Raw genomic sequence first — 23,416 nt, 5'->3', positions numbered from 1 at the left:
CAAAAGGGTTGCCTTCAAGTAGGTCGAAGGGGGTACACTGCTGATAGGTGAGGAGGGATGCGGGTGTGAGACAATTTAATGTTCAGACTGCGGGGGCAGACTTTGTGCCGCGGCTACCGTGGTCGACCGACCCCAGTGCTAGCCTGGTCGCGTTGTTGGGCCCGGAGCCACGGGACCTGTTGATCCAGGATACAGCGACCGACGAGCTCACCATCGTTCCCCAGGTGTCGTTGGAAGACCTGATTGAGAAATTAGGACACTCCGTCTACGGCCGTCTCGGCAATCAGCTGTTGGCGGCACTGCCAGTCACGACGCCGGCGTGGCAGCCAACCGTCGCCAACTATCTACTATTAGACTTGGCTCAGGTGAATCATGCCACGGTGTTAGCGACGATGGGCGCGTTGGTTGGGCTCGTCGTGGTTCAGCAGTCGGGTGGCCCAGCAACGCCAGCCAGGTTGGCGGGTGTCGCCAGTCAGGCGCAGTGCTGGCTGCAAGAGATTGGCGTGACGGCCCACCAACTACTCCTACCGGCAGGGGTCACGATTTTGCGAAAACTCCTGACCCAACTGCTCACGCAGAACCGCCAGTGCGATGGCTATGTCCCGGCGGATTGTGATACGCATGCGGGCCAACTTGTGCAGGAGGCCGTGGCGTTGGCGCATGGCCAGCTGGAGACGTTGCAGTTACCGGATTCGTGGCGGTTGTTGCGGGTCGCGGTGCAGGAACGGCAGTTGAAAAATTCTTAACGAGATAATGGTTGTGTGACTCAACGAATGGTGAGTCACACTTTTTTATGACCTTAAATATATCCGAAAATAATAACGCAATTTATATCTAATGTTCGTATAAATGCAAAAATAAGTGGACAATATCATTTGATTAACGTATTCTGTAGAAAGAAAGCGAATGTTAAAATAATGGGCAAGAAACGTGTGGAGGGTGGACATCTGATGCATTGGTTAGCGGATCTGTTGGCAGCAATCGGGGTTGTCTTAAATGGGATTCCCCAGGGAATTATGGCGATGTCACTAGGCTTCTCGATATTCCCGACGATGTTTTCGTTTCTGTTTGCTTCAGCGGTCAACGGGGCATTTGGTGCCGTGGCCCCCTTATCCTTTCAGGCGGAATCCTTAGCGCTGACGGGAAAGCTGGGCAGGGATTTACGCGAGCGAACGTCGATTATCTTAGGCGGTTCCCTGGTCATGCTCCTGATTGGGGTGACCGGGACCCTCACCAAAATTGTTGCGCTCCTGGGCAATGGCATCATGGCGGGGATGATGGCTGGTGTGGGGCTCATGCTGGCGAAGATTGCGTTGGGGATGGCTAAGCAAGAACGGCTGACGGGGTGGACATCGGTCGGACTGGCCGCTGTGACCTATTTAGTGACCAAAGACTTAGTCTGGACGATTGTCTTGTCCGTGGTCGGGTCGAGCTTGGCCGCCGTCTTCATTACCCACTACCGTGCCGAGCTGCCAGAACACGTGACGGCTCGCCGATTTGTCTTTACGAAACCAACGCTTAATCCCCGTGTGGTCCGTGGGGCGTTGAGCCTGGCCTGTCTGAACATTGGGGCCAATATTTCCTATGGGTTGATTACAGGGGAGATGACGGGGCTTAGGCCCAATCCGGTCAACCTGAACCTGTTGACGATTACGCAGTCGTTAGCCGATATGGGGACCAGCCTGCTCGGTGGGGCACCAGTCGAAACAATTATTTCCGCAACGGCGAGTGCGCCGGAACCGGTGATTGCCGGGATTCTGATGATGCTGATTATGGCCGCGATTCTGGCGGTGGGTTGGTTGCCCCGGCTGGGAAAATACGTGCCGAGCGCCTCGATTGCTGGTTTCCTGTTTATTTTGGGGGCCGTCGTGATTTTTCCGGCAGATGCGGCGACGGCCTTGCAGGGGAAGGACGCGACCGTGGCCGCAATTACCTTGGTGGTGACGGCCGTGGCCGATCCGTTTGCCGGTCTCTTAACCGGGGGCCTGTTGAAGGGGTTGTTACTAGTTGGACTGGGGGTCTAAACGATGTTAAAAACGTATGAGTTAAAAGTGGGACCCATCACGCGGCAGTTGCCCGTGGTGCCCATCAGTCAGGATTTAGCGATTGCCTCATTTGTGCTATTAGGGGATGCTGAGTTAACCGATTATGCTGCGGAACAATTGGCCCAGTTAGTGCCTAAGAAGTTCGATTATTTTGTCACGTTAGAGAGTAAGGGCATTCCGTTGGCCCAAGAGCTTAGCCGGCTGACCGATCACCCGCAATTTGTGGTTCTGCGAAAGGCCACCAAGGATTACATGCGGGCGCCCCTCAAGGTTCCCGTAACGGCCATCACGACCAGTGCGCCGCAGGAGTTGGTGCTGGATGGCACCGATGCCGACCGGTTGGTTGCGAAGAAGGTCGTCATTGTCGATGACGTCATTAGCAGTGGCGGCTCATTGAACGCCGCTCAGGAATTGTTGAAGCGGGCGGGGGCCACCATTGTGGGCCAGATGGCCATCCTGGCCGAGGGCGCCGCGGCGGACCGGCCGGACATTCAGTACTTGGCCAAGCTCCCCTTGTTTCCCATCGATTAAACGGGTTAAATTCATGTCAGCGCCTCCGGGAAGGTCAAAATGAGACCGATCCGCTGTGGGCGAACGTCTGGAGCCAAAGAGCGGTCTCCAGACTTACTTTGAGCCTCTGAAAAGCGAGTCTCAAAGGTATCAATTGCCTAAGCGGCTCACGCCACTAAGGCAATTCCCACGGCTGGGCTCATTTTCACCTTCTCTGCGGCTGACACGGGTTTAACCCATTGACCAGTTGTCGCCCAAGCTATCCGTGAATAAACTTGATCAACATTAAATCTCATTACACAACAAAACCACCTAGGTTCAACAACGCTCGCAGTCGTTGTTGGACCTAGGTGGTTTTTAATTTGCCTTGATGTCAGTCAGAGGTTTTATTTGAAGAGATAAACTTTGGATTCGTAAGGCCGGAGCGTGGTGCCTTGGTCGTCGGCGTAGTTGCCGATGAGCTTTTCACTGGCGTTAGCTTGGTCGTAGTCGCGGGTGACCGTCTGGTCGGTAAAGTTGCTGATGACCAAGAGGGTTTGCCCTTGATAGTGACGCTTGTAGGCGAAGACTTGTTCGTCGTCGGCATCTAATTCTTCATAGGTACCGTGAACAATCAGGTCACTGCTGTGGCGTAAGGCAATCAACTGCCGGTAGTAGTTGAAGACGGATTGGTCATCATCGACTTCGGCTGCCGCGTTGATCTTGGTGTAGTTCGGGTTTAAAGCGAACCACGGTTGACCCTTGGAGAAACCAGCGTTCTTGGAATCATCCCATTGCATGGGTGTCCGGGCGTTATCCCGGGACATGTGCGACAGGTATTTCAGCATCGTTGGTTGGTCGATGATCTTTTCTTCCTCGACGTTTTGCCGGTAGGCGTTCAGGCTTTCCAGGTCTTCGTACTGGTCGAGTGAGGTGTAGTGCACGTTGGTTTCGCCTAACTCCTCACCCTCGTAAACGTAAGGGGTGCCTTGGAGCATGTGAAGCGTGGTGCCCAGCATTTTCGCGGAGAGTTCCTGGTAAGCTGGCGTATCATTACCGAAACGAGAAACGGCACGGGGTTGGTCATGGTTGTTCCAATAAAGGCTGTTCCAACCCTTGCCATCCAAGGCCTTTTGCCAACGGGAGAGGGCGCTCTTTAATTCGGTCAATTTGACGGGAGCGTCGTTCCACTTGCCCAGACGGGGATCAGCGTTTGGGGATAGGCTGACGTGCTGGAACTGGAAGACCATGTTCAATTCGTTAGCTTCAAGACCCGTGTAGGTAATGGCGTCTTCTGGCGTAGACCCAGGCATTTCACCCACCGTCATGACGTCGTAGTGGGACAAGACCTCGTCGTTCATTTCCCGCAGGTAATCGTTGAGCTTGGGGCCATCGGAGACCAGTGGCTCCACGTTACCGTAAGGGGCACCCGGTGCTTGGGGTGCATCTGGTAAACCAGCTGGCTTGGAAATTAAGTTGATGACGTCCATCCGGAAGCCGTCGACCCTTTTGTCCAGCCAGAATCTCATGAGACTCCAGATTTCTTGGCGAACCTTTGGATTTTCCCAGTTCAAATCGGGTTGGCCGGGTGCGAAAAGGTGCAGGTAGTACTGACCACGCTTGGGTTCAAACGTCCAAGCGGACCCACTAAAGTAGGAGCCCCAGTTGTTGGGTTCGTGGCCATCGACGGGGTCACGCCAAATGTAATAGTCTGAGTAAGGATTGTCCTTGGACTGCCGGCTTTGTTGGAACCAGTCGTGTTGATCAGACGTGTGGTTGACCACTAAGTCCATTAAAATTTTCAGGTCTTGGTGGTGGGCACTGGCTAATAATTTGTCGAAGTCGGCCATGGTGCCGTAAGCATCCTGGATGTTGCGGTAATCACTGATGTCATAACCGTTATCCTTGTCGGGTGACTTATAAATGGGGTTCAGCCAAATGACGTCGGCCCCTAATTTTTTAATGTAGGGTAGGCGTTGGGTCAGGCCGGGGAGATCCCCAATCCCATCGTTGTTACTGTCTTGGTAACTGCGCGGGTAAACTTGATAGACGATGGCGTTTTTCCACCATTGCTTAGACATAGATAAAACCTCCTATAGAAATTGCTAACTCTAGTTTACAGAATTTTCAGATAATTTAGGGTGAATAACACTCACAGCGACGGCCCCTAAGAGAAAGGCGATGCCGGCGATGACTAACATCCCGGGCATGGATTGGCCGATGGCTGGGAAAATGGCGAAGCTGGCCAGGGAAGCGATAATCTGTGGCAAGCAGATCCCACAGTTGAAGAGTCCCAAGTAGGCGCCTTCGTTTTTCCCGTTGAGCGATTCGGTGAAGAGGGACATGGCTTGCGTCTGCATGGTCAGGTAGCAGATACCAATCAGGCAGAATGGCAGAATTAATAGCCATTGTGAATGGATAAAGTAGATCCAAATCATGCCAAGACCACCCATGATCAAGCTGACCCGGAACCAGAATTTTCGTTGGTTTGGCTTGGTGTGAGACAGCACGGCAAAGCCCCAAACAACGGCGGCTAGTGACTGGATGCAGGAAAGAATGCCGAACCAGTTCCCAGCGGCTTGGTAACCGGCGGAAGCGGCGTTGGCCGTGTGCCAAACGTTGTCGGCGATGGCGCCAGTCCCGTAAGTCCAGAGGTATTGAATGGCAAACCAGTCAAACAGTTGCACGAAGGAAATTTCCCAGAAGGCCCGTGGTGCGGTCTTCACTAAGTGCCAGAGACTGGCCGTCTTTTGCTTGGTTTCCGCCTTGACGTGGTGGAACCGGTTATAAGTTTCAGGGTCATATTCTTTAACGGAAACAATTGTGTAGATAGAAGTTATTAAGAGAATCGCGGCGCCAATGTAGAAGGCCATCCGCACGGACAGGGGCACGGTGCCCTTAGCAGCCACGTTGGATACCCCAAACCAAGTTAACACGAATGGGAAGATCGTTGCCAATACCCCACCCAAGTTGGAGTAGGATTGTTGCCAGGACCAGGCCAAATCCTTTTGGTCTTCATTGACCATATCCCCAATGATCATCTTGAACGGTTGCATGCAGACGTTAGAGGACAAGTCCATGAAGAGAATGGCGATGGCGCCAAATAACAGGGCGGCCAGTGAGGCGTAACCGAAGCCAAACGACCCGGCATTAGGCAACAGAATCATGACCAATGCGGCGATGGGCGCCCCAATCATGAGATAGGGCATCCGCCGGCCGAACCGGTTCCAAGTAATATCGGAATACTTCCCAATCAAGGGTTGGACGACCATACCGGCCAACGGGGGCAACAGGAAGAAGAAGCCCAGTTTAGTTGGGTCAGCGCCAATCGTTTGGAAAATCCGGCCCATTTGTGAGGACTGTAAGGAAAAGGCCATGTTGACCCCGAAGAAACCAAACGTCATTGCGAAGATGGTCTTCAAGGGTAGTTTCGGTAGTGAGTTTTCACTGGCGGTCGTAGCTGCGGTCGTCGGGGCTTGCTCACTTTCTAAGGCTGTATTTTGAGCCATAGTGATTCCTCCTTAAAAAATGAAAGTTGAATAATTGCTATCATCGGTTGAATTAATTAAGTAACCGCTTACAAGATGAATTCTAGCACTTTACACAAACGTTTACAATGGCTTAAAACAAGAAAAGCAAACGTTTGTGTAAAATTACTGAATTCATGGCAAATGACTTTGTTATTTCACGCTATTAACGGTAGAATAGGACGTAGACATGAAAACGCAAAGGTCAGGTACAGAGCAACGACTGGCCGGAACCAGTAGTAGAAAAACAAAGGAAAGTAGGTGGTCGTGATGGCCGCAACGATTAAGGATATTGCGAAATTAGCGGGGGTCTCCACGGCCACCGTGTCGCGCGTTTTGGCCAACAAGTCGGCGTTCTTTAGTGAAGCGACGGCCACTAAGGTGCACGCGGCGGCGACTGAGCTGGGTTACCAGAAGAATACGGCGGCGGCCGAGTTGGTGACACGCCATAGCAATGTGATTGCGGCCGTGGTCAATTCGACCAAGACCAACTTCGCCAGTCAGATTATTGAAGGGATTCAAGCGGAAGCCCACCAACATGAGTTGAACGTGATTATTTTATACGCCGGGGATGCTGATTCGGCCCAACAACGCCGTGCATTGATGACGGTGATTGAACGACCGGTGATGGGCATTCTGCTATTATCTGTGGACTTGGCACCGGAAAATCTGACGCTACTTCAAGGTTCACAGGTGCCGTATTGTTTCCTGTCCATCTCATTTGACGGGGAGCGTTTGCCGTACATCACCTCGGACGATTGGCAGGTCGGCTACCAAGCGACGCAAGCACTGATCAAACAGGGACATCGCCGAATTGGCTTGGCTGGCGTCGATAGGGACTTTCATACCGGCCGGCAACGGGTACTCGGGTATACGCAAGCCTTGCAGGATGCTGGCATCACACCCAAGGCTGAGTGGATTCAGCTGGGCAATTACAGCTATGACGCCGGGCAGGCAGCGATGCAGGCGTACGGCGCGCAGACCGAACTGACCGCCATTGTGGGCGCTAGTGACATGGCGGCCATTGGCGTGATGAATCAGGCGCGTGACCTGGGCCTGCTGGTGCCCGCGGACCTCTCCATCGTGGCGATTGACGGCACGGAACTGTGCAGCCTGGTCCAACCACAACTGACCAGCGTGTCGCAAAACTTCTATGAAATGGGGATTGCGGGCGTTCAACAATTGCGGTCAATCGAGACGCTACCGCAGAAGATTACGCCAATCAAGTTAGTTAACCGCCAGAGTGTGCGGATGCTGAGTCCAGAATAAATAAGTTAATTCGTGGCGCCGGAATGCTAAATTTCCGGCGCTTTTTTTACACCCATTTTAGCAAAACCTGTTACAAGAGTTAAAAATCGTGAGTCCTGATAGATTGGCTCAACAGCAGTGTACATCGTTAATATTTGCATCGGAACAAAAACATCTTGTATTATTAACCCGGTTGGACTATCTTTAAGATAGTTAGTTGGAATAACTATTTTGAGGAGAAAGTAGGGGATTCAGATGAGTCGGAAATTTATTCAAGGAATCATCGCTGGGTTAGCCGTTGTGGCGTTTGGGGCAGTGGCTAGTCAGAGTACCACGGCACACGCTGCGACGTTGCCAGATAACCTGCAGGGAAATTGGTATGGGTACCTGGGAAATGCGCGTCACCATCACACGAAGTACTACTACGTGGAGCAGATTGCGTTAACGGATTCTGGTATCGATAGTGACATTAGCTCGACTAAGAACGCTGATCTGTCAGATTTGACGTCATTTATAACCTCCGAGGCCAAGGTGACATTCAGTGTCAAAACGAAGCACAACCAAACCTTCTATCAGGCCCGAGCTTTAGGCGACCAGAGTAATCTGGGGAAATTTCGGCTGACGTCGGTCAAGGTCAAGGGTGTGAAGACCCCAGCGTTGGCTTGGGACCAGGATGGCGACACGAACTATGCCTTTAGTAAGGCCACGAAGGCGCGTTCCTGGGATATGATGGACTAGCGGAGAGGATGTTTTCTGATGAACAAATGGGTTAAAGGGTTGATTGTCAGTCTAGCCAGCGTCAGCTTCTTTGGCGTGGCCAGCACCATCCCCGTTCACGCTGCCAGTAAGGCGGTCGCCCTGCCAAAGAGTTACCGCGGTAGCTGGTACCTCTATGGTGGCGCAGAAGCCGTCAGCAAAAAGAAAGCCCCCGTCTTTTCCTACGCGCGCGTGAAGCTGGCGCCTAAGAAAGTGACGTATAGCATCTGCACCTCGACTGCGCCGACTCTGAAGAAGCCAACCTGGCAAGTGAGCTTTGTGGCACCCCTGATCTACACGAAAAAGGTTGCCAAGAAGACCCACAAGGTTAGCTACCGGATGGTTCTGCGCATGACGTCCGGCACGCCGGCAATCACGTTAAGCAAGACTAAGGTTAAGGTCAAGATTCTGGGCAAAAAGGTGCAGGCCTTGCAGGTTAAAATATCTGGCACAAAATTTTACGCCTTCCGCCAACCACTACCTAGTCATTCCGTTGGTGACTTGTTGGATTAGAACAGTCGCGTTTTGATTATGGGGATGGCGGTACTGTCGAACGATGACAGCCTTTCGACACACGGTTGCCAGCTACCCCACAGACTTTTACAAATTACAATAAACGCAAAAACAGGTTCCAACCGGGGCGCACTTCAAACGCCGGTTGGAACCTGTTTCTACTATATAAAGAAGACATGGATAAGTCTGACAGGTGGTGCTGGCTGATGAGGCCTGCCAACCGGGCCACGAGGGGGGTCGCGGTTCAGCTGGACTAGGAATTAATCAATCGTTACTTAGCAATGTAGGTCGTCTTGAAGTCGTAAGGCACACCGGCTGGGTTGTAGTTGATGTTCTTCACGTTCTTCCGTAACAGTTGGGACTTCGCAGCTTGGTACAGGGGAATCGTCCCTTGATCGTTCATCAAGACCTTTTCGGCTTCGACCAGCTTGCTCCAACGCTTGGATGCTTGGTTCCCATCCTTGTTTTCGGATTCGTCGAGCAGTTGGTCGTATTGCTTATTGGACCAGCTGGACGTGTTGTAGCTAGAGTTGGATTCGTAAACGTCGAGGAAGTTGATTGGGTCGGCGAAGACGGATTGCCAGCCGCTCAATGTCAGGTCGTAGTTCTTATTGTGTTGACGCGTAATCAGCTGAACGTAAGGAATCGTGTTGATGGAGACCTTTACGTTGGGCAGCTTCTGTAGCGAACTCTGGAGGAATTCAGCTGTTTGCTTGCTGGCGTCGGTGTCGGAAACTAACAGGGAAACGTCGAGTGACTTCTTACCGGTCTGCTTGAGACCCTTGGCCAGTAACGTTTTGGCTTCCTTCAAATTGTAGGAAACAGCGGATTTGACTTCGGCTTCTTTGTCGAAGCCTTCGCCAGTCTTAGGATTGTTGCCCATGCCGGCTGGTACGAAGCCCTTGGAAACCGTTGAGCCGTCTTGGAGCACGTCGTTGACCAGTTGCTTCCGGTCGATGGCCAAGGAGAAGGCCTTGCGGACGTTCACGTTCTTAAAGGCGGGAACGGTCTTTTGATTCAAGCTCAGGCGTTGCGTTCCGGTTGGGAGGCGTTTAACAAAGTTTTCATTGTTCTTGTTGTTCTTCACTTGTTGGCCGTCGAGTAAGGTCTCGTCGGTCTTCTTGGCGTTAAATAAGTTGTAGCTGGTCGTGGTGCTCTTGGTCACGACTTCGTTGATCTTGTCGAGATGCACGGCTTGCTTGTCCCAGTACGTCTTGTTCTTGGCAAGCGTCCAGGTAGTGCTGGTCCCGTTCCACTTGGTCAAACGGAATGGCCCGTTGTAAACGGTCGTGGCGGAAGTGGTGCCGTATTTCTTGCCGTATTTTTGAACGGCCTTTTGGTTGACCGGGTAGAAGAGGGGCCAAGCGAGGAGTTTCTTGAAGTAGGAAACGGGTTTGGTGAGGTGCACCGTCAGCTTGTATTTGCCATCGGCCTTGATCCCGAGGGAGCTGAGCGGTTTCTTGCCACTATTGACGGCCTCGGCATTCTTCACCTGGAAGAAGTAAAAGGCATCTTGTGAAGCGGTCTTAGGGTCAAGCGTCCGTTGCCAGGAATAAACGAAGTCCTTGGCCGTGACCTCGTCGCCGTTGGACCACTTGGCCCCCTTACGGAGGTTAAACGTGTAGGTCTTGCCGCCGTTGGTCAGCTCGGTCTTGGTGGTCAGCGCGTTGGCGGGCGTGCCCTTGCTGTTCAGGCGGTACAGGCCTTCCTGCGTGTTCTGCAGGACCGTGAAACTCAGGGTATCCGTGGCCTTGGCTAAATCGTTGGTCGCTAGCTCGGAGGATTCCGTCCAGTTCAGTTCCTGTTTGTCCGCGTACTTGTTGCTGCCGTTACTGCTGCTGGAGCTGGACTGACTGCCACACCCTGCTAATGTTAAGAGGCTCAAAGCCGCCACCGTTAAGATCGTTCCCTTTTTCTTCATTCCAAACATCTCCTCAAAATAAAAATCGTCCTTATGTAATTGCTACATAAGGACGATTTCACTCGCGGTACCACCTTGTTTTATGGGGGACTCACATCCACCATCTCCGTAACTTCTGTTGCCAAAAGTCGGAAGCGGTAACGGGCTTCAACTCGGACAATCAGCTTTCACCAATTGTCAGCTACCAGGCTCATCTTCGCTGCTCCGTTGTAAGCCACCTTTTCAGCTACCGGTGGTCTCTGAACTTAGCGGGAACGGCTACTCTTCCTGGTGATGCGTTCGTGTATTTCTAATATGGCTCTAATAATAACGAGCTGGGGATGGTTTGTCAACAGGGAAAATTCAATTTGTTTAAAGGCGTGGTAGCGGGGATTGTGGGGGTATATAGAAGAAACGGGGTTGGGTGGCTGGTAAATATAATCATTTTTATCATGAATTTCACATTTTTGTTTTTGGGTATTTATGCGGGGTAAAACGTGGTACTTGAATAGACTTCTTGCAAATTTCATCTGAATAATTTAGGCCTTTTTGAGGCATTAGGACGCAATTATTTTGAAGGCACTTGAGGGTAAAAACAGTGGCAATTGATTTTGCTTATTTTGAATAAGTCCTTGAATAAATTCTGGAAATAGTGGGTTTAAGTGAACATTTCCTAGTCACTTTTGCCAAATAGTTGGGCTCATTTCTCACGGAACCCCAATTGCGTTTTACACAAAAAACGACACGCAGCCAGCCGGCCAGCGTGTCGTTTCATTTTGGTTAAATATGCAATTACCCAGCGTAGGGCACAGGTTTACTGTAGTAGTACCCTTGGGTCGTGCCGGCGTTGTATTTCTTAGCCAACGCCACGTCACTTTGATCCTCGATGCCTTCCAGCGTGAAGCCGAGCTGGTACATGTCGGCAATCTTACGCCAGGAGCTGAGGCTCGGCAGCAATTCTTTTTGTCGATGTTGAAGCCGGAAATTTTGCATGGCGAACTTGATATTGTCCATGAAGGGCAAGATATCTTGCACGGCTGGGCACCACGGATTGTCCGTGCCAACGTCATCCAAGCTCAACTTGATATCAAACGCCCGGTACAGCGCCACGTAACGGTGGAGTTCCTCCAGCAGTGGCGCTTCCGTTAACTCGACGATTAACTTCAAATTTTTGATGGATTTCTTCAAGTGGATCAAGTGGCCAATTGTCCGGCGGTCCGTGAATTGTTCACGGTTTAGGTTTAGCGAAATCTCGGGATTATCTTTGTGATCCTTTAAAATGTTCGTGATTTCTTGATAGGACAGTGACACCTGTTGGTCCATTGGAAGCGCTGTGAAATCGGTTGGCGTCACCCAGTAATCGTGACAATAAGAGCGTAATAACAGTTCGTAACCAGCTAACTTCTGCGTTGCCGCGTTTACTTGCGGCTGGACGAAAAATCGATACATTTTAAAAGAAAATCCCCTCTCTACTAAAACAGTCTAAATAAACAATAGAGATTATTATACATCATTGCGCAATTAATTTACAGCCATAATGGTGCACGACTTTAGCAATTTGGCACCCCAAATTCATCGGGTCGTCCGCTAAGTGAACGCGAACGACCCGTAAAATGGTGACACTTGGCTAATCTGCTAAATTCAGCTCGTAGGCGTGACGGAGGTTATCGCCGGGTTCGTCCACGCGAATCTCGCCGCGGTATTGGTAGCCTAAGCTCCCGGCAATCGCCTGCATCCGCTTGTTCATGGCATGCGTGTCGATGCGGAAGTTACGGACGCCTTCTTGGTAGGCCTGGCTGATCAGGTTAGAGAAGAAGTAGTGGCTCAGGTGTTGCCCAGCAAAGCCGGCGCTCAGCGCAATCCGGTGAATCGTGGCGTAGGGGGCCGTCGTGTTGTGCCAGCCCTCGCCATCGATTTCGTGGTAGTTCGGGTCGTCACCGACTACCTGTGCCGCGGTTCCAGCCACTTGCCCATCAACCATCAACAGCCAGCTCTGTTGGGCCATGATGTCGCGTCTGATGGCCGCTTCGTCCGGGTAGCCATCTTGCCACTGCGGACTGCCATCGGCCTTCAGCAGGGCCTTAGCGTTAGCAATAATGGGCATGATAGCTGGCACGTCGGCCGCGGTTGCCCGTTTCAAATAAATTAAACTCATTGTTCGTCCTCCATTTGGTACGTCTATAAATTCTAGAATACCACTTGCTAGAAAATTTGTGCACGAAAAAATCGGCTAGCATTTCTGCCAAGCCGATTTAAAGGTTAAACCACGCTATTGTACAGCGATTGCACGTAACTCACGATGGAACCCCCGACGATGTTCGTGGCGATAAAGCCAAAGATGAAGAAGGCCACGGTCAGTGAGATTTCAGCTAAGAATACCGTGTAGAACTTGTCCATCCGCGATTGGTCAACGCCATCGATAATGATGAAGACGAAGGCTGCGTTGATCAGCAAGTTTGCTGGCACCATGAAGACCAGTAAAATGCTGAGGCTGGAGAAGTTAGCGGACCCCGTGATGAGGCCCAGCAAGAACGTAATCAGGTTAAAAATTAAAATCAAGTTGGTGACACCAGCAAACTGGTTCACGAAGTCCCAGAAGTTTACGTATTCTTCCGTGATGAGGCGACGGAAGGCGTAACCAATGCTGACGTAGATGGCGTAGCCGATGATGACCAGGAAGAAGATGATCAGGCCAGATTTGAAGACCAGTCCATTCAAGTTCAAGTACTTAGCAAGTTGCGCTTCTTCGTAGGTGTTGAGCATTTTGGTGACCATGTTGACAATCTTTTGGCCCAGCAAGGTTAGTGTTAAGGCTAAAAGGAGGGCTTCAACGACCATGGAGATGATTCCAAAGAATCGGTTAGCTTCGACACGTGGTTGGCTCGGGTGTTTGAGGGTGTCCAGGTACCAGTTGAAGTAATTTCCGGAGAAGGCTTGGGTATTTTCCGTAGTCGTTGGTTCGGCAACTGGTGCCGCTTGCGTTGGTTCTGGTTGAGGAGCAGCGGCTGGCTCAGAGTCTGTGGCGACCGGACTTAGCGCGTACCCACACTTGGGGCAAAACTTGGCGTCGGCTTTTAATTCGTTGCCACAATGTGGGCAGAATCTTGGTTGATTAGTCATTTATTTTCTCCTTAATCGTCTTCGTGGCGGTCAGACGTCTTAACAGCGTGACCGTACTTCAAAATTTGATAGCTTTGTGAGGAATCATCGCTAGCAGGTTGAACCGTAGCCGTGTACTGGAAGTCCTGCACGTGGTCGTAGTCGTAATCGCTCAAGCCAAACGTGTATTCAACCGTGAAGACCACTTCACTAGTACCATTCGGGCCAGGCTTAACGTCGGTCACGTCGGTATCCATGCCAATGGCATCGAGATTGTCATTATCGTTGTACCCCTTGGCCATCTTTCTGAGGTCGGCGTAGTAGCTGTTGCTGGTGCCGTTGACAAAGAAGTCGGACATATCGTCGCCATCGTCATCGGTGCTGTCGTCATTGTCCGCGAGATTTTGCGCGGCTTCAAACAGATTCGAAATAAAGTCGTCCGCGTCACCTTTATCCATCATATCCTTGTAATCCAAATCGACGTAACTCCCATCGTCATCCTTTTTCAGCTTGGTGGTTGGCGTTGTGGCCTTCCCAGCACTGGACGTGTAGGCAGCGTAAACGCTCATGTCGGACGTCCACGGTTCGTTCTTGATTTGGTAAGTCCCGGTGCTATCGGCGGTCCCAATCTTCTTGCCGTTTAAGTACACGTTAGACCCCGCAACGGTGTCTAGTTCCACTGAAATAGTGGTCAGTTCCAAATCATATGTCTTGGAACTAGTAATGTGGTAATCGCTGCTGTTGGTCAGATTATGGCCACCAATTTTTCCTTGAGATTGCAGGTGATATTCACCGGGCACCATGGCGGACAGTTTCTTGGTGAAGCTGTCAGACGTGGCAGTCGCAATCTTATGGTTGTCCAGCGTGATCACGTTACCGGTGTGATTGGTCGTAACGGTCGGGTAGACCGGGCTCACGCTAATCTGGTACTTCGGGAAGAACAACAGGTGATGTCCGTTTTGTTCATAAACGAAATCGCCGTCTGAACTGCGACCGCTGTTATCGAGGTCGGCTTTTAGCTTGCTCAAGTCCTGGGAATGATCGCTGTAGTAGCGATTGATTGGCAATAGTTTAGACTTGCTCAGCGTCAAATCGGAACTTGCGCTGGTGAAGTCGTCCGTCAGGTGCTTGCCACTCTTGATATCGTTGATGGTCCGGTCCAGCGTTGCCGCGCGGGAGTAATGATTGCTACCCCACACGAAGAAGCCGATGACGGCTACCGCGGCGACACCAATGCCCCACCAGAGGCGTTTCTTTTTCTTCGACCACGGTTGCCGTGGCTTGCGGGCTGGCCGAGTGGGGGCCGTCCGTTGTTGCGTTGGCGTCGTTGCTTGGGGTTGTTGGGACGTTTGAAATTGGTTCGTGTCACCGGTAGCGACCTGTAAGTTGGCGCCACAGTTGGGACAGAACGTATCCGTTGCTGAGACCGGTTGGCCACAGTTGGGGCAGAAGTTTGCGGCCCCGCCGCCAGGTTGATCATTGGCGGGAGCTGCGTAATGGGTTAAATGCATAAGGTTTCCTCCAGTTATTAGTGCTGAGTGTCGACAATTAAAGCTTCACCGTATAGGCAGAGCTGACTCGGTTGCATGGGTTCCGGTTGGATGGAGACCCGGGCCACGCCGTCGTACCCCTTGGCGAGCAAGAGGGCGTAGACGTGTTTCATCAGGTCTTCCCAGGCGGCTTTAGCGCCCGCACGCGGGGCGACGTCGCTTTCAGCAAACATTAAGCCGGCGGAACGGTAACCAGCGGGGATGTCGCGGTCCTCAGTGATCCGGAAATTTTTGGTCTGGGCGACCTCATCGGGGGTCAGTTCCAGGTCAAACAGGGGGAAAGTTTGGTCGGCCGCATGGGGAATCAGCGCATACTCATCTGCGGCTGACAGGGTCGTGCCACATTTCAAACAGAAATTGGCGTCGGCGGCGTTCTGGTTGCCACAGTTGGAACAGATACGGTAGTAGGTTTGTTTCATAGGAATGGTCCTTTCGTTAGTCGTCGGTGTCAACGGTCTCAAATTTACCGGTCGACGAATTATATTCAGCTAAAATATCGTGGATGTCATCATAACGGTACGTGCCGTCGTGATCGCCATCGTCGTCATACAGCTTGACCTCGGTGACGTGGTCGTGCGGCATCGATTCCGTGTAGGTGTAATCATTTTCGTCGTCGATGTAATCGGCATAATAAATGGCGTCCACGGCAGCTTGACCGTCAGTGGAGAGGTCCTCGTAGCTGCTATCGGAATCCGTGTCGTTATCATCATCATCGTAGTCACTGTCATCGCTGGTGGTGTTGTCCTCGACCTTCCCGCCAGTCGCGTCAGAAACGGTGGCTTCATCTTCGTTATTGTTCGTCACGTCATGGCCTTTCTTGGCGGCCTGGGCAATCAGGTCAACGTGCTTGCTGACGGCGTTGCTAGCGACCAGGTCGGCGGTCACGCTGGCCTTGGATTGGCTCCCGGACAGCTTGAACGTGTAGCGGCCGGGGAACAGGGGACCCGCCTTGTAGGTGTAATGGTTATTCTTCGAGGTGACCAGGGCCTGGTTATTGGCCATCAAGGTGGCGTTGGCGACGTTGGTCGTCAGCACGGGATGCATGGTGGTGACCCGCAGTTTATAAATCGGGAAAACTAGGAAACTGTGGCCGGTGGTTTCTAGCGTAAACGTGTGGTCACGGGTCTCGCCGTTTTTTTGCAGGTCAGCCTTCATGTTGGTCACGTAATTCGGGTGTTTCCGGGCATAGGTGAACAGCGGTTGGACCGTATCACCGTCGATTTTTAAATTGGGATTGTCGCTAACCAATTTTTTGGCGAAATCGTTACTCTGGTTATCGGTGATGTAATCGGTGATGGTGGCAATCTGCTTTTCCTTGCCGGCCTGCTTATTGTAGAAGGAACCAGCCAGGACAATCACCACGATAACCGCGACGGCGAGAATTGCCCATATTCCGCGGCTGAACCACTTAGACTTCTTTTTACCGGGCTTAGCGGCCTTGTTGCGCCGGCGTGACCGGTGGGCCTTGGTTGGGGTCGTTGCGGCTGCGGTGCGCAGGTCGAAACCACAGTGCTCGCAGAAAATACTATCGGGCGCCACCTGTTGGTGACAGTTGGGACAAGTTTTCATAGGGTTCACTCCTCAGATTTTGGCTATTAGGGACGAAAAAAGGCTGTCGCCCGCGTACAGTGAAAGCTTGCGCGTTGGCTCAGCCGTTGAGATCAATAGACGTTTGTTACCGCTTGGTGTAAATATGAGCATCGAGTCCGTTCCCGGCGGTGGGCTCAAAATGCCCTGCTATGGGGAACGGTGCCGGCCTGAGAGGCGGTCCGTCACCTCGCCTGAAAGCCTGGAAATGCACCAGTCTCTCAGGTCGTCCCGTGCTCTAAACTGAGAAAAACACTCAGTTAAGACCACCGACACAGCTGGTCACTTTGGCCCACCTCTGGTCACTCGCCTGTGCGTCAGCATTTCCACTAGGTAACTGATGAACAGAAGTCAATCGTTATCAAGTGGGAAGGTTGGCGGCCCGGTTAACACTATACTGTCGTTTATTGACTAACGACACTGGTTTTTGCAGCAATGAACACTAAGCGGATGAGATTATGTATGACCTGAACAGGCAGTTGCTTAAACATTGACTACCCAACACCGGACTAATTTATTAAGTTTTTGCTACGTTTATTATTATACGCCAATCCTTGTTCAGTGAAAGGATAGTTTTAACAAATTAGTTGACACAAAGCTATTCGACAGTATATGGTTAGAGAATTGCAAAAATGACTGATGGTCAATTTTAGAAGGAGGTCAGCCAGTGAGTAATACCTTATCGCCAACCGCTAAGCAGGCCAAGGCCCAGCAGATTGCGCGGGTGGCCTGGCAATTGTTTGAGCAGCAGGCGTTCACCGATATCTCGATGGCCCAGATTGCCCGCCAGGCCGGGGTGGCCAAGGGGACACTGTTCAACTACTACCCCACCAAGGAGAGCCTCTTCATGACGCTCCTGCTGACCGGGTACCAGCGCTACTTCACGACGCTGACTGCCGACCTGGCGAAGGGACCCGCCTTGACGCCCACGCAGTTAAAGACCCGTTTACTGGCAGAGACACGGACGCTGATCACCGACCATGCGACCCTGGTCCGGCTGAATGCCTTGCGCGGGCCGGTTTTGGAAAGGCATGCCGACCGTGAACAGACGCAACAAGGCCGCCAAGACCTGTACGCGGCCAACCTGGCATTGGGCCAGACGGTGGCGGCCAAGGTACCCGGCCTCAGCGTGGCGACCGCGAGTCACCTTTTTGTGAGTCAGAGCGCCATTATTAGTGGCTTAATGAACCTGGCCGGGCTGGAACGCTTCAACCACACCAGCCTCGCGACGGATTTCCCGATTTTTCAGATTGATTTAGAAACCGAGGCTTGCCAGACATTTGGCTACTACCTCGACGGCATCCTTGAGGAGGAACTGCATGCAAATTCAAAACGTTCGTAATTTTGCGATTATTGCCCATATCGACCACGGTAAATCTACGTTGGCCGACCGTATCATGGAACAGACCCAAACCGTTTCCGACCGCGAAAGCCAAGCGCAGCTATTGGATGATTTGGCCGTGGAACAAGCCCACGGCGTCACCGTAAAATCCCGGACGGTCCGGAACTACTACACCGCCGATGATGGTCAGGAGTATGAATATAACTTTATCGATACCCCGGGGCACGTCGACTTTACCTATGAGGTATCCAAGAGCCTCGCTGCTAGTGATGGCGCGCTTTTACTGGTCGACGCCACCCAGGGGGTGCAGGCCCAAACCGTTGCCAATTTGCGCTTGGCCCAGGACAACCACCTGACCGTGATTCCGGTTATCAACAAGATTGACGCCGCTGCGGCCGACGTTGAGCGGACCGCCGAACAGATTCGGTCGTTGTCTCCAGACTTTGCCGACGTCACCATGCTCAAAATTTCTGCCAAGACCGGCCTGAATGTCCACGATGTGCTGGAAGCCATTCACACCACGATTCCGGCGCCCACGGGATCACTGAAGCAACCGCTCAAGGCGCTGGTCTTCGACTCCCAGTATGACGCCTTTAAGGGAATCATCGCCTACGTCCGGTTGATGGATGGGCAGCTGAAGCCGAACGATAAGCTGAAGTTGATGGCCACCGACCAACCGGTGATGGCCAACGAAATTGGCATTTTCACGCCGCAACGGGTCGCTGCCAAGCAGTTGGTGGCCGGCGATGTGGGCTACGTGGTGACTGGGTTGAAGGATCCGCAAGCCCTGCGTGTCGGGGATACGTTGACCAGTGTGGCCAATCCCACGGCAACGGCGCTCCCAGGGTATCAACCCTCGCAGTCGATGGTCTTCGCCGGATTCTATCCCCAGGGTGATCACTACCACGATTTACAATTGGCCGTGGAAAAGCTGGCGCTCAACGATGCGTCGTTCCACTATCGCCCAGAAAGTTCCGACGCCTTAGGGGCTGGTTTCCGGTGTGGGTTCCTGGGCATCTTCCATTTACAAATCATTCGCGAACGCCTGCATGACGAGTACGGCCTGGACGTGCTGACCACAGCGCCCAACGTGACCTACCGTGTGCACGTGAAAAACGGGGACGACCCCTTGATTGTCGACAATCCCATCAAGTTCCCCGACTATAGCAAAATCGATTACGTCGAGGAACCCTTAGCCACGGCGACCATCACCACGACCAGCGAGAGCCTGAGCGACGTGATGAAGCTGGCCACCCAGCACAAGGGCGAGCTCCAGGATATGCGTAACCAAGGAGACTTGGTCGTGCTTGAATACCAATTGCCATTCGCTGAAATTGCCTACGACTTTTTCAACGCGCTGAAGTCCGTTTCCCACGGGTACGCCACGCTGACGACTGAGCTGGCGGGCTACGACATCGCCGACGTGGTCAAGGTGGAGGTTCACGTGAACTACGCGCGGGTCGATGCGCTATCCTTCGTGGTTCACCGCGAAGATGCGCCACTGATGGCCCAAGAGCTGGTTCACAAATTAAAGTTCGTGATTCCACGTAAACTGAACCCGATGCCGGTCCAATCGGTGGTTGAAGGTAAGGCCCTAGCTCGGGTTGACGTGCCACCGCTGCGGAAGAATGCCGCGGCTAACGGCGAGAAGCGCAGCACGTCTAAGAAGCAGGCGTTGTTGCGGCGGCAGAGCATGAATAAGCGGCAGTCGGCGCACAGCGATATCGAGCTGCCCCAGGAAGTCTTCAACGCCGTCCTCGACTTAGAAAAGTAGGATTCCGATTGCCGTTCCCGGCGGCGGATTCAAGGTGCCCTGCTGTGGGGCCGGTTCCAGCCTGAGAGGCGGGCTTCCACCTCACCTTTGCGCCTGAGAAGCGGTCGCAAAGGTTGTCCCATGCTCTAAGCAGAGAAAAATCGCTCTGCTAAGACCATCGACACAGCTGGTCACCTTAATCCGCCTCTGGTCACTGACACGGTCAACTTTTCTAAGTTGAGTGCGCCGGCCTTTCTGGTGTACGGTGGCTGCTGAATTAACTGTGTGGCTAATGCTTAACTTTTCTATTGTCTTGTAATCAAATAAGCGAATATTTATCTGAAACCAGTCATTCCATCGATGGCTGGTTTTTTTACTTGGTAAAAAGCGTTACATAAAACGCTATACGTGGCACAATAACGATTGCTTTCTTTATTTACAACACGTTTACGATTTCTTTATGTAATCTGTAATATATAAAGTTGTCTATATGATTGATTAACGGTCACAAGTGACTTATACTAAAATTATCTTATAGGTAAAGGGGATTTTCGAATGACTGATAAACAGGAACCAATTCGTAATGAAGACCACACTGGCCGGATCGACCAGGGCCCCCGGAACTATCAACGCGATTTACAAAACCCGGACTTATTGGTACCGCCAACCACTGACCACGGGACGGTTGCGAACCTCCGTTTTAGCTTTTCCGACGTGCATATGCGGTTGGAATCTGGCGGCTGGACGCGTGAGGTCACGAACCGTGAACTGCCCGCCTCTCACGACTTAGCGGGTGTCGACATGTGCTTGAAGCCTGGTTCTTACCGGGAAATGCACTGGCACAAGGAAGCCGAATGGGCCATGATGCTGCGCGGTAACGCTCGGGTCACGGCCTTGAACGAAAAGGGCGAAAGCTTCATTGATGACATTGAAGCCGGTGACCTGTGGGACTTCGAAGCTGGGATTCCGCATTCCATTCAAGCGCTGGACCAAGGCTGTGAGTTCCTGTTAGTCTTCAGTGAACCCGACTTTTCTGAAAACAACACCTTCCTCCTGACCGATTGGCTGGCACACACGCCTAAGGACGTGATTGCGGCTAACTTTAAGGTCGACGAAGACACGTTGAAGCCACTCCCAAGTCATGAAAAATACATCTTTAATGGCAACGTTCCCGGTCCTATCGACACGGTGAAGAAGCCTGGGACGCCGATGCAGACACCATTGACGCTACACATGAAGGACGTTCCCGCCAAGGAATTTGAAGCCGGCAAGGTCTGGATTATTGACCAATCTGTCTTCCCAGCCGCCAAGACGATTTCTGCGGCCATTGTTGAAGTGCAACCTGGTGGGATGCGGGAAATGCACTGGCACCCTAAGTCTGAGGAGTGGGATTACTACATCCAAGGTCAAGCTAAGGTGGGCGTCTTTAACTCCAACACGTTAGCCCGGACGTTTAACTTTAACGCCGGTGACGTGGGCGTTATTCCTAAGGAAGCCGGTCACTACATTCAAAACATTGGGACGGAACCGCTGATCTTTATCGAATTGTTCAAGAACCCGGTTTACTCCGATGTTTCCCTGAACAAGTGGTTAGCAACGTCGCCATCGCAAATGGTTGCCGATCACCTGAATCTGCCCGTTTCAACGGTTGAAGGATTCCCAAGTGAAGAGGCTGCGGTCGTTTGGTACAAGGATGCCGCCGGTCGTGAGGTGCAACACCCCAAGAGCACGCCAGATACCAGCAGCGCTGCCGACGTTTTCAGCGAATAGAAGTGATTTCATGACGCAAACATTTGAGACCATCGTTATCGGTGGGGGTGTCGGCGGTGCCGGTGCCGCCATGCGGGCCGTCGCCCACGGCCAATCCGTTGCGGTTATTGAGCAACGCGATTGGGGTGGCACCACCGTGACGCGGGGCAGTACCCCGAAGAAGGTCCTATTAGCGGGCGTCGAAGCCCACCGCGCGTTTGCCCAACAGAATGGCCCGGTGCCACCAGTGGACTGGTCACGACTAGCCGCTCATCGGGATGCCGTCGTGGGACAAACGCAGGAACGGTTCAAACAACGTTTCCAAACCAATGGCGTCACCACCTTTGAGGGCCATGCCGAATTTGTGAATGACCAGCAGGTGCGCGTCAATGGCGAACTGCTAACAGCGAAAAATTTTGTGATTGCGACCGGGGCGCGTCCCCGCGAAGTCGCCATTCCTGGCGGCCAGTTGATTCAACACTCCGGTAGCTTTTTCCGGAGTCACCAACTGCCGCAACACATCACAATCCTGGGTGCCGGCGTGATTGCCTTTGCGATTGCCGGTATCGCGAGTGAGGCGGGCGCCACCGTAACGCTGATCCAACACAACCACGTGACTCTCCGCGGTTTTGATGGCCAACTTGTCCAAACGCTGTTGGCTAGCCTGGCCAAACACAATGTGCACATGATTTTTGATGATGAAATTTCCCAGTTGGCCCAGACGCCGACGGGACTCGAGGTGACGACGCAGCAGGGTGCTCACTGGTCTACCGACGTGGTTTACGCGGCTTTAGGCCGACTGGCTAACGTCGAGGACTTGAATTTGAAAGCTGCTGGGGTGGCCGTACCCCCCCACGGCATTCGCGTCAATGAGTACCTTCAGACTAGCAATCCCCATATTTATGCGGTGGGGGATTGTGCTGTCACCGGAACGCCTAATTTGGCAAACTATGCCATTTATCAAGGCAAATATGTGGGCGACGCGCTAAGTGCGCCCCAAGCTTTTCCGATTACCTATCCGCTCCAAGCCAGCGCCGTCTTCAGTCTCCCCCGGTTAGCGCAGGTCGGTGCCAGCGTTGCGGTTGCGCGCCAAGATCCCGCGCACTATACCCTGAAGACCGTTGACTTGAGTCAGTGGTTAACGTATCAACGGAACTACGATACCGATGCGAAATTACTGTTGGTGATTAATCGTCAGAGCGGTGAAGTAGTTGGGGCGGAAGCCATTAGCCTCCAAGCTGACACGGTGATTAACCAGTTGGCCCTCTTAATTCAACAGCACGTGACACCAGAAGCGCTGCACGACACGTTCTTTGCTTACCCATCCACTGCCGCCGATTTATACGGCATCTGGACTTAACGCGGGTCTCCGGACTGGTGAAAACCGGGCCTGCGGTGTTGTTCGTTCCCGACGGCGGGCTCAAAGCGCCCTGCTGTGGGGTCGGTTCCAGCCAAAAGGCGGGCTTCCACCTCAACTTTGCGCCTGAGAAGCGGTCGCAAAGGTTGTCCCATGGGCTAAGCAGAGAAAATCGCTCTGCTAAGACCATCGACACAGCTGGTCACTTTGGCCCGCCTCTGGTCACTGACATTCACCAGCGTGGCCCATTTTTACCAATCCTGTGTCGACGCTGGTTTAGTCCAGTGCCACAAGTAAGCAACGGTGGTCGACTTTAAGTGAATATGAGAATGATAGTTAAAAGGCCCGAGACGGTTGTTGTCTCGGGCCTTTTGGTGTTGTTAGAGGTTATAGCGGTCACCAAACAAATTGGGGTGAATCTACCAATTTTTGACTGGCGTTGGCGTATTCTAAGCCCACTAAAATTGGCTTTAGAATTTGTGAAGCACGAGGGGATGGGCA

Annotated in this window: 19 protein-coding genes; 10 read left to right on the top strand and 9 right to left on the bottom strand. The window is 52.4% G+C overall.

The window, feature by feature from the left end:
* Positions 1-65 precede the first annotated feature (65 nt).
* From JUF22_RS01605 to JUF22_RS01595, 3 genes are all read left to right on the top strand, one after another.
* Positions 66-746, top strand: coding sequence for a hypothetical protein (locus tag JUF22_RS01605; RefSeq protein ID WP_203642658.1), 681 nt, complete (start codon positions 66-68; stop codon positions 744-746).
* A 204-nt stretch (positions 747-950) separates the two neighbouring features.
* Positions 951-2,024: an NCS2 family permease gene (locus tag JUF22_RS01600; RefSeq protein ID WP_203642827.1), complete on the top strand. Its 1,074-nt coding sequence runs from the start codon at positions 951-953 to the stop codon at positions 2,022-2,024.
* A gap of 3 nt (positions 2,025-2,027) precedes the next feature.
* Entirely contained in the window at positions 2,028-2,576 is a 549-nt protein-coding gene (locus JUF22_RS01595; RefSeq protein ID WP_125764133.1) for a phosphoribosyltransferase family protein, read from the top strand.
* A gap of 365 nt (positions 2,577-2,941) precedes the next feature.
* Here the strand turns inward: JUF22_RS01595 and JUF22_RS01590 are convergent, their stop codons facing one another.
* Together JUF22_RS01590 and JUF22_RS01585 are read right to left on the bottom strand one after the other, a co-directional pair.
* Positions 2,942-4,615: a glycoside hydrolase family 13 protein gene (locus JUF22_RS01590; protein ID WP_203642651.1), complete on the bottom strand. Its 1,674-nt coding sequence runs from the start codon at positions 4,613-4,615 to the stop codon at positions 2,942-2,944.
* A gap of 30 nt (positions 4,616-4,645) precedes the next feature.
* Positions 4,646-6,043 (bottom strand): SLC45 family MFS transporter, encoded by a 1,398-nt coding sequence (locus JUF22_RS01585; RefSeq protein WP_203642650.1) that lies wholly within the window; start codon positions 6,041-6,043, stop codon positions 4,646-4,648.
* 288 nt (positions 6,044-6,331) lie between these two features.
* Here JUF22_RS01585 and JUF22_RS01580 point away from each other — a divergent pair, with 288 nt between their 5' ends.
* The 3 genes from JUF22_RS01580 to JUF22_RS01570 all read left to right on the top strand — a co-directional run bounded on the left by JUF22_RS01580 (position 6,332) and on the right by JUF22_RS01570 (position 8,578).
* Complete coding sequence (locus JUF22_RS01580; protein WP_203642649.1) at positions 6,332-7,330, top strand: LacI family DNA-binding transcriptional regulator; 999 nt, start codon at positions 6,332-6,334, stop codon at positions 7,328-7,330.
* Between the two features lie 234 nt (positions 7,331-7,564).
* Positions 7,565-8,047, top strand: a complete 483-nt coding sequence (locus tag JUF22_RS01575; protein ID WP_203642648.1) for a hypothetical protein — start codon at positions 7,565-7,567, stop codon at positions 8,045-8,047.
* An 18-nt stretch (positions 8,048-8,065) separates the two neighbouring features.
* On the top strand, positions 8,066-8,578 hold the full coding sequence (locus JUF22_RS01570) for a hypothetical protein (RefSeq protein WP_203642647.1): 513 nt from the start codon (positions 8,066-8,068) through the stop codon (positions 8,576-8,578).
* A gap of 271 nt (positions 8,579-8,849) precedes the next feature.
* On the opposite strand, the gene JUF22_RS01565 is transcribed toward JUF22_RS01570, so the two are convergent.
* From JUF22_RS01565 to JUF22_RS01535, 7 genes are all read right to left on the bottom strand, one after another.
* Positions 8,850-10,499 (bottom strand): peptide ABC transporter substrate-binding protein, encoded by a 1,650-nt coding sequence (locus JUF22_RS01565; RefSeq protein WP_203642646.1) that lies wholly within the window; start codon positions 10,497-10,499, stop codon positions 8,850-8,852.
* A 771-nt stretch (positions 10,500-11,270) separates the two neighbouring features.
* Entirely contained in the window at positions 11,271-11,927 is a 657-nt protein-coding gene (locus JUF22_RS01560; protein WP_203642645.1) for an EAL domain-containing protein, read from the bottom strand.
* A gap of 178 nt (positions 11,928-12,105) precedes the next feature.
* Positions 12,106-12,633: a GNAT family N-acetyltransferase gene (locus tag JUF22_RS01555; protein ID WP_125764147.1), complete on the bottom strand. Its 528-nt coding sequence runs from the start codon at positions 12,631-12,633 to the stop codon at positions 12,106-12,108.
* Between the two features lie 104 nt (positions 12,634-12,737).
* Entirely contained in the window at positions 12,738-13,598 is an 861-nt protein-coding gene (locus tag JUF22_RS01550) for a zinc ribbon domain-containing protein (protein ID WP_203642643.1), read from the bottom strand.
* An 11-nt stretch (positions 13,599-13,609) separates the two neighbouring features.
* Positions 13,610-15,088, bottom strand: a complete 1,479-nt coding sequence (locus JUF22_RS01545; RefSeq protein ID WP_203642641.1) for a zinc ribbon domain-containing protein — start codon at positions 15,086-15,088, stop codon at positions 13,610-13,612.
* A gap of 17 nt (positions 15,089-15,105) precedes the next feature.
* The gene (locus JUF22_RS01540; RefSeq protein WP_203637730.1) at positions 15,106-15,546 is read right to left on the bottom strand and encodes a zinc ribbon domain-containing protein; all 441 of its coding nucleotides are present in this window, start codon (positions 15,544-15,546) and stop codon (positions 15,106-15,108) included.
* 16 nt (positions 15,547-15,562) lie between these two features.
* Complete coding sequence (locus JUF22_RS01535; RefSeq protein WP_203642639.1) at positions 15,563-16,696, bottom strand: TcaA second domain-containing protein; 1,134 nt, start codon at positions 16,694-16,696, stop codon at positions 15,563-15,565.
* Positions 16,697-17,381: 685 nt separating this feature from the next.
* Here JUF22_RS01535 and JUF22_RS01530 point away from each other — a divergent pair.
* The 4 genes from JUF22_RS01530 to JUF22_RS01515 all read left to right on the top strand — a co-directional run bounded on the left by JUF22_RS01530 (position 17,382) and on the right by JUF22_RS01515 (position 22,918).
* Complete coding sequence (locus JUF22_RS01530; protein WP_203642637.1) at positions 17,382-18,056, top strand: TetR/AcrR family transcriptional regulator; 675 nt, start codon at positions 17,382-17,384, stop codon at positions 18,054-18,056.
* Entirely contained in the window at positions 18,034-19,830 is a 1,797-nt protein-coding gene (lepA, locus tag JUF22_RS01525; protein ID WP_203642635.1) for a translation elongation factor 4, read from the top strand. The genes JUF22_RS01530 and lepA overlap by 23 nt, the downstream gene beginning before the upstream one ends.
* Positions 19,831-20,364: 534 nt before the next feature.
* Positions 20,365-21,579 carry a cupin domain-containing protein gene (locus JUF22_RS01520; protein WP_203642633.1) on the top strand — a complete coding sequence of 405 codons (1,215 nt, stop codon included), beginning with the start codon at positions 20,365-20,367 and terminating at the stop codon, positions 21,577-21,579.
* 10 nt (positions 21,580-21,589) lie between these two features.
* Positions 21,590-22,918 (top strand): dihydrolipoyl dehydrogenase family protein, encoded by a 1,329-nt coding sequence (locus JUF22_RS01515; protein ID WP_203642631.1) that lies wholly within the window; start codon positions 21,590-21,592, stop codon positions 22,916-22,918.
* Positions 22,919-23,416 lie beyond the last annotated feature (498 nt).

The organism is Levilactobacillus lanxiensis, from assembly GCF_016861655.1.
GTDB classification, from domain to species: Bacteria; Bacillota; Bacilli; order Lactobacillales; family Lactobacillaceae; genus Levilactobacillus; species Levilactobacillus lanxiensis.
This window is presented reverse-complemented; position numbering and strand designations above follow the sequence as displayed.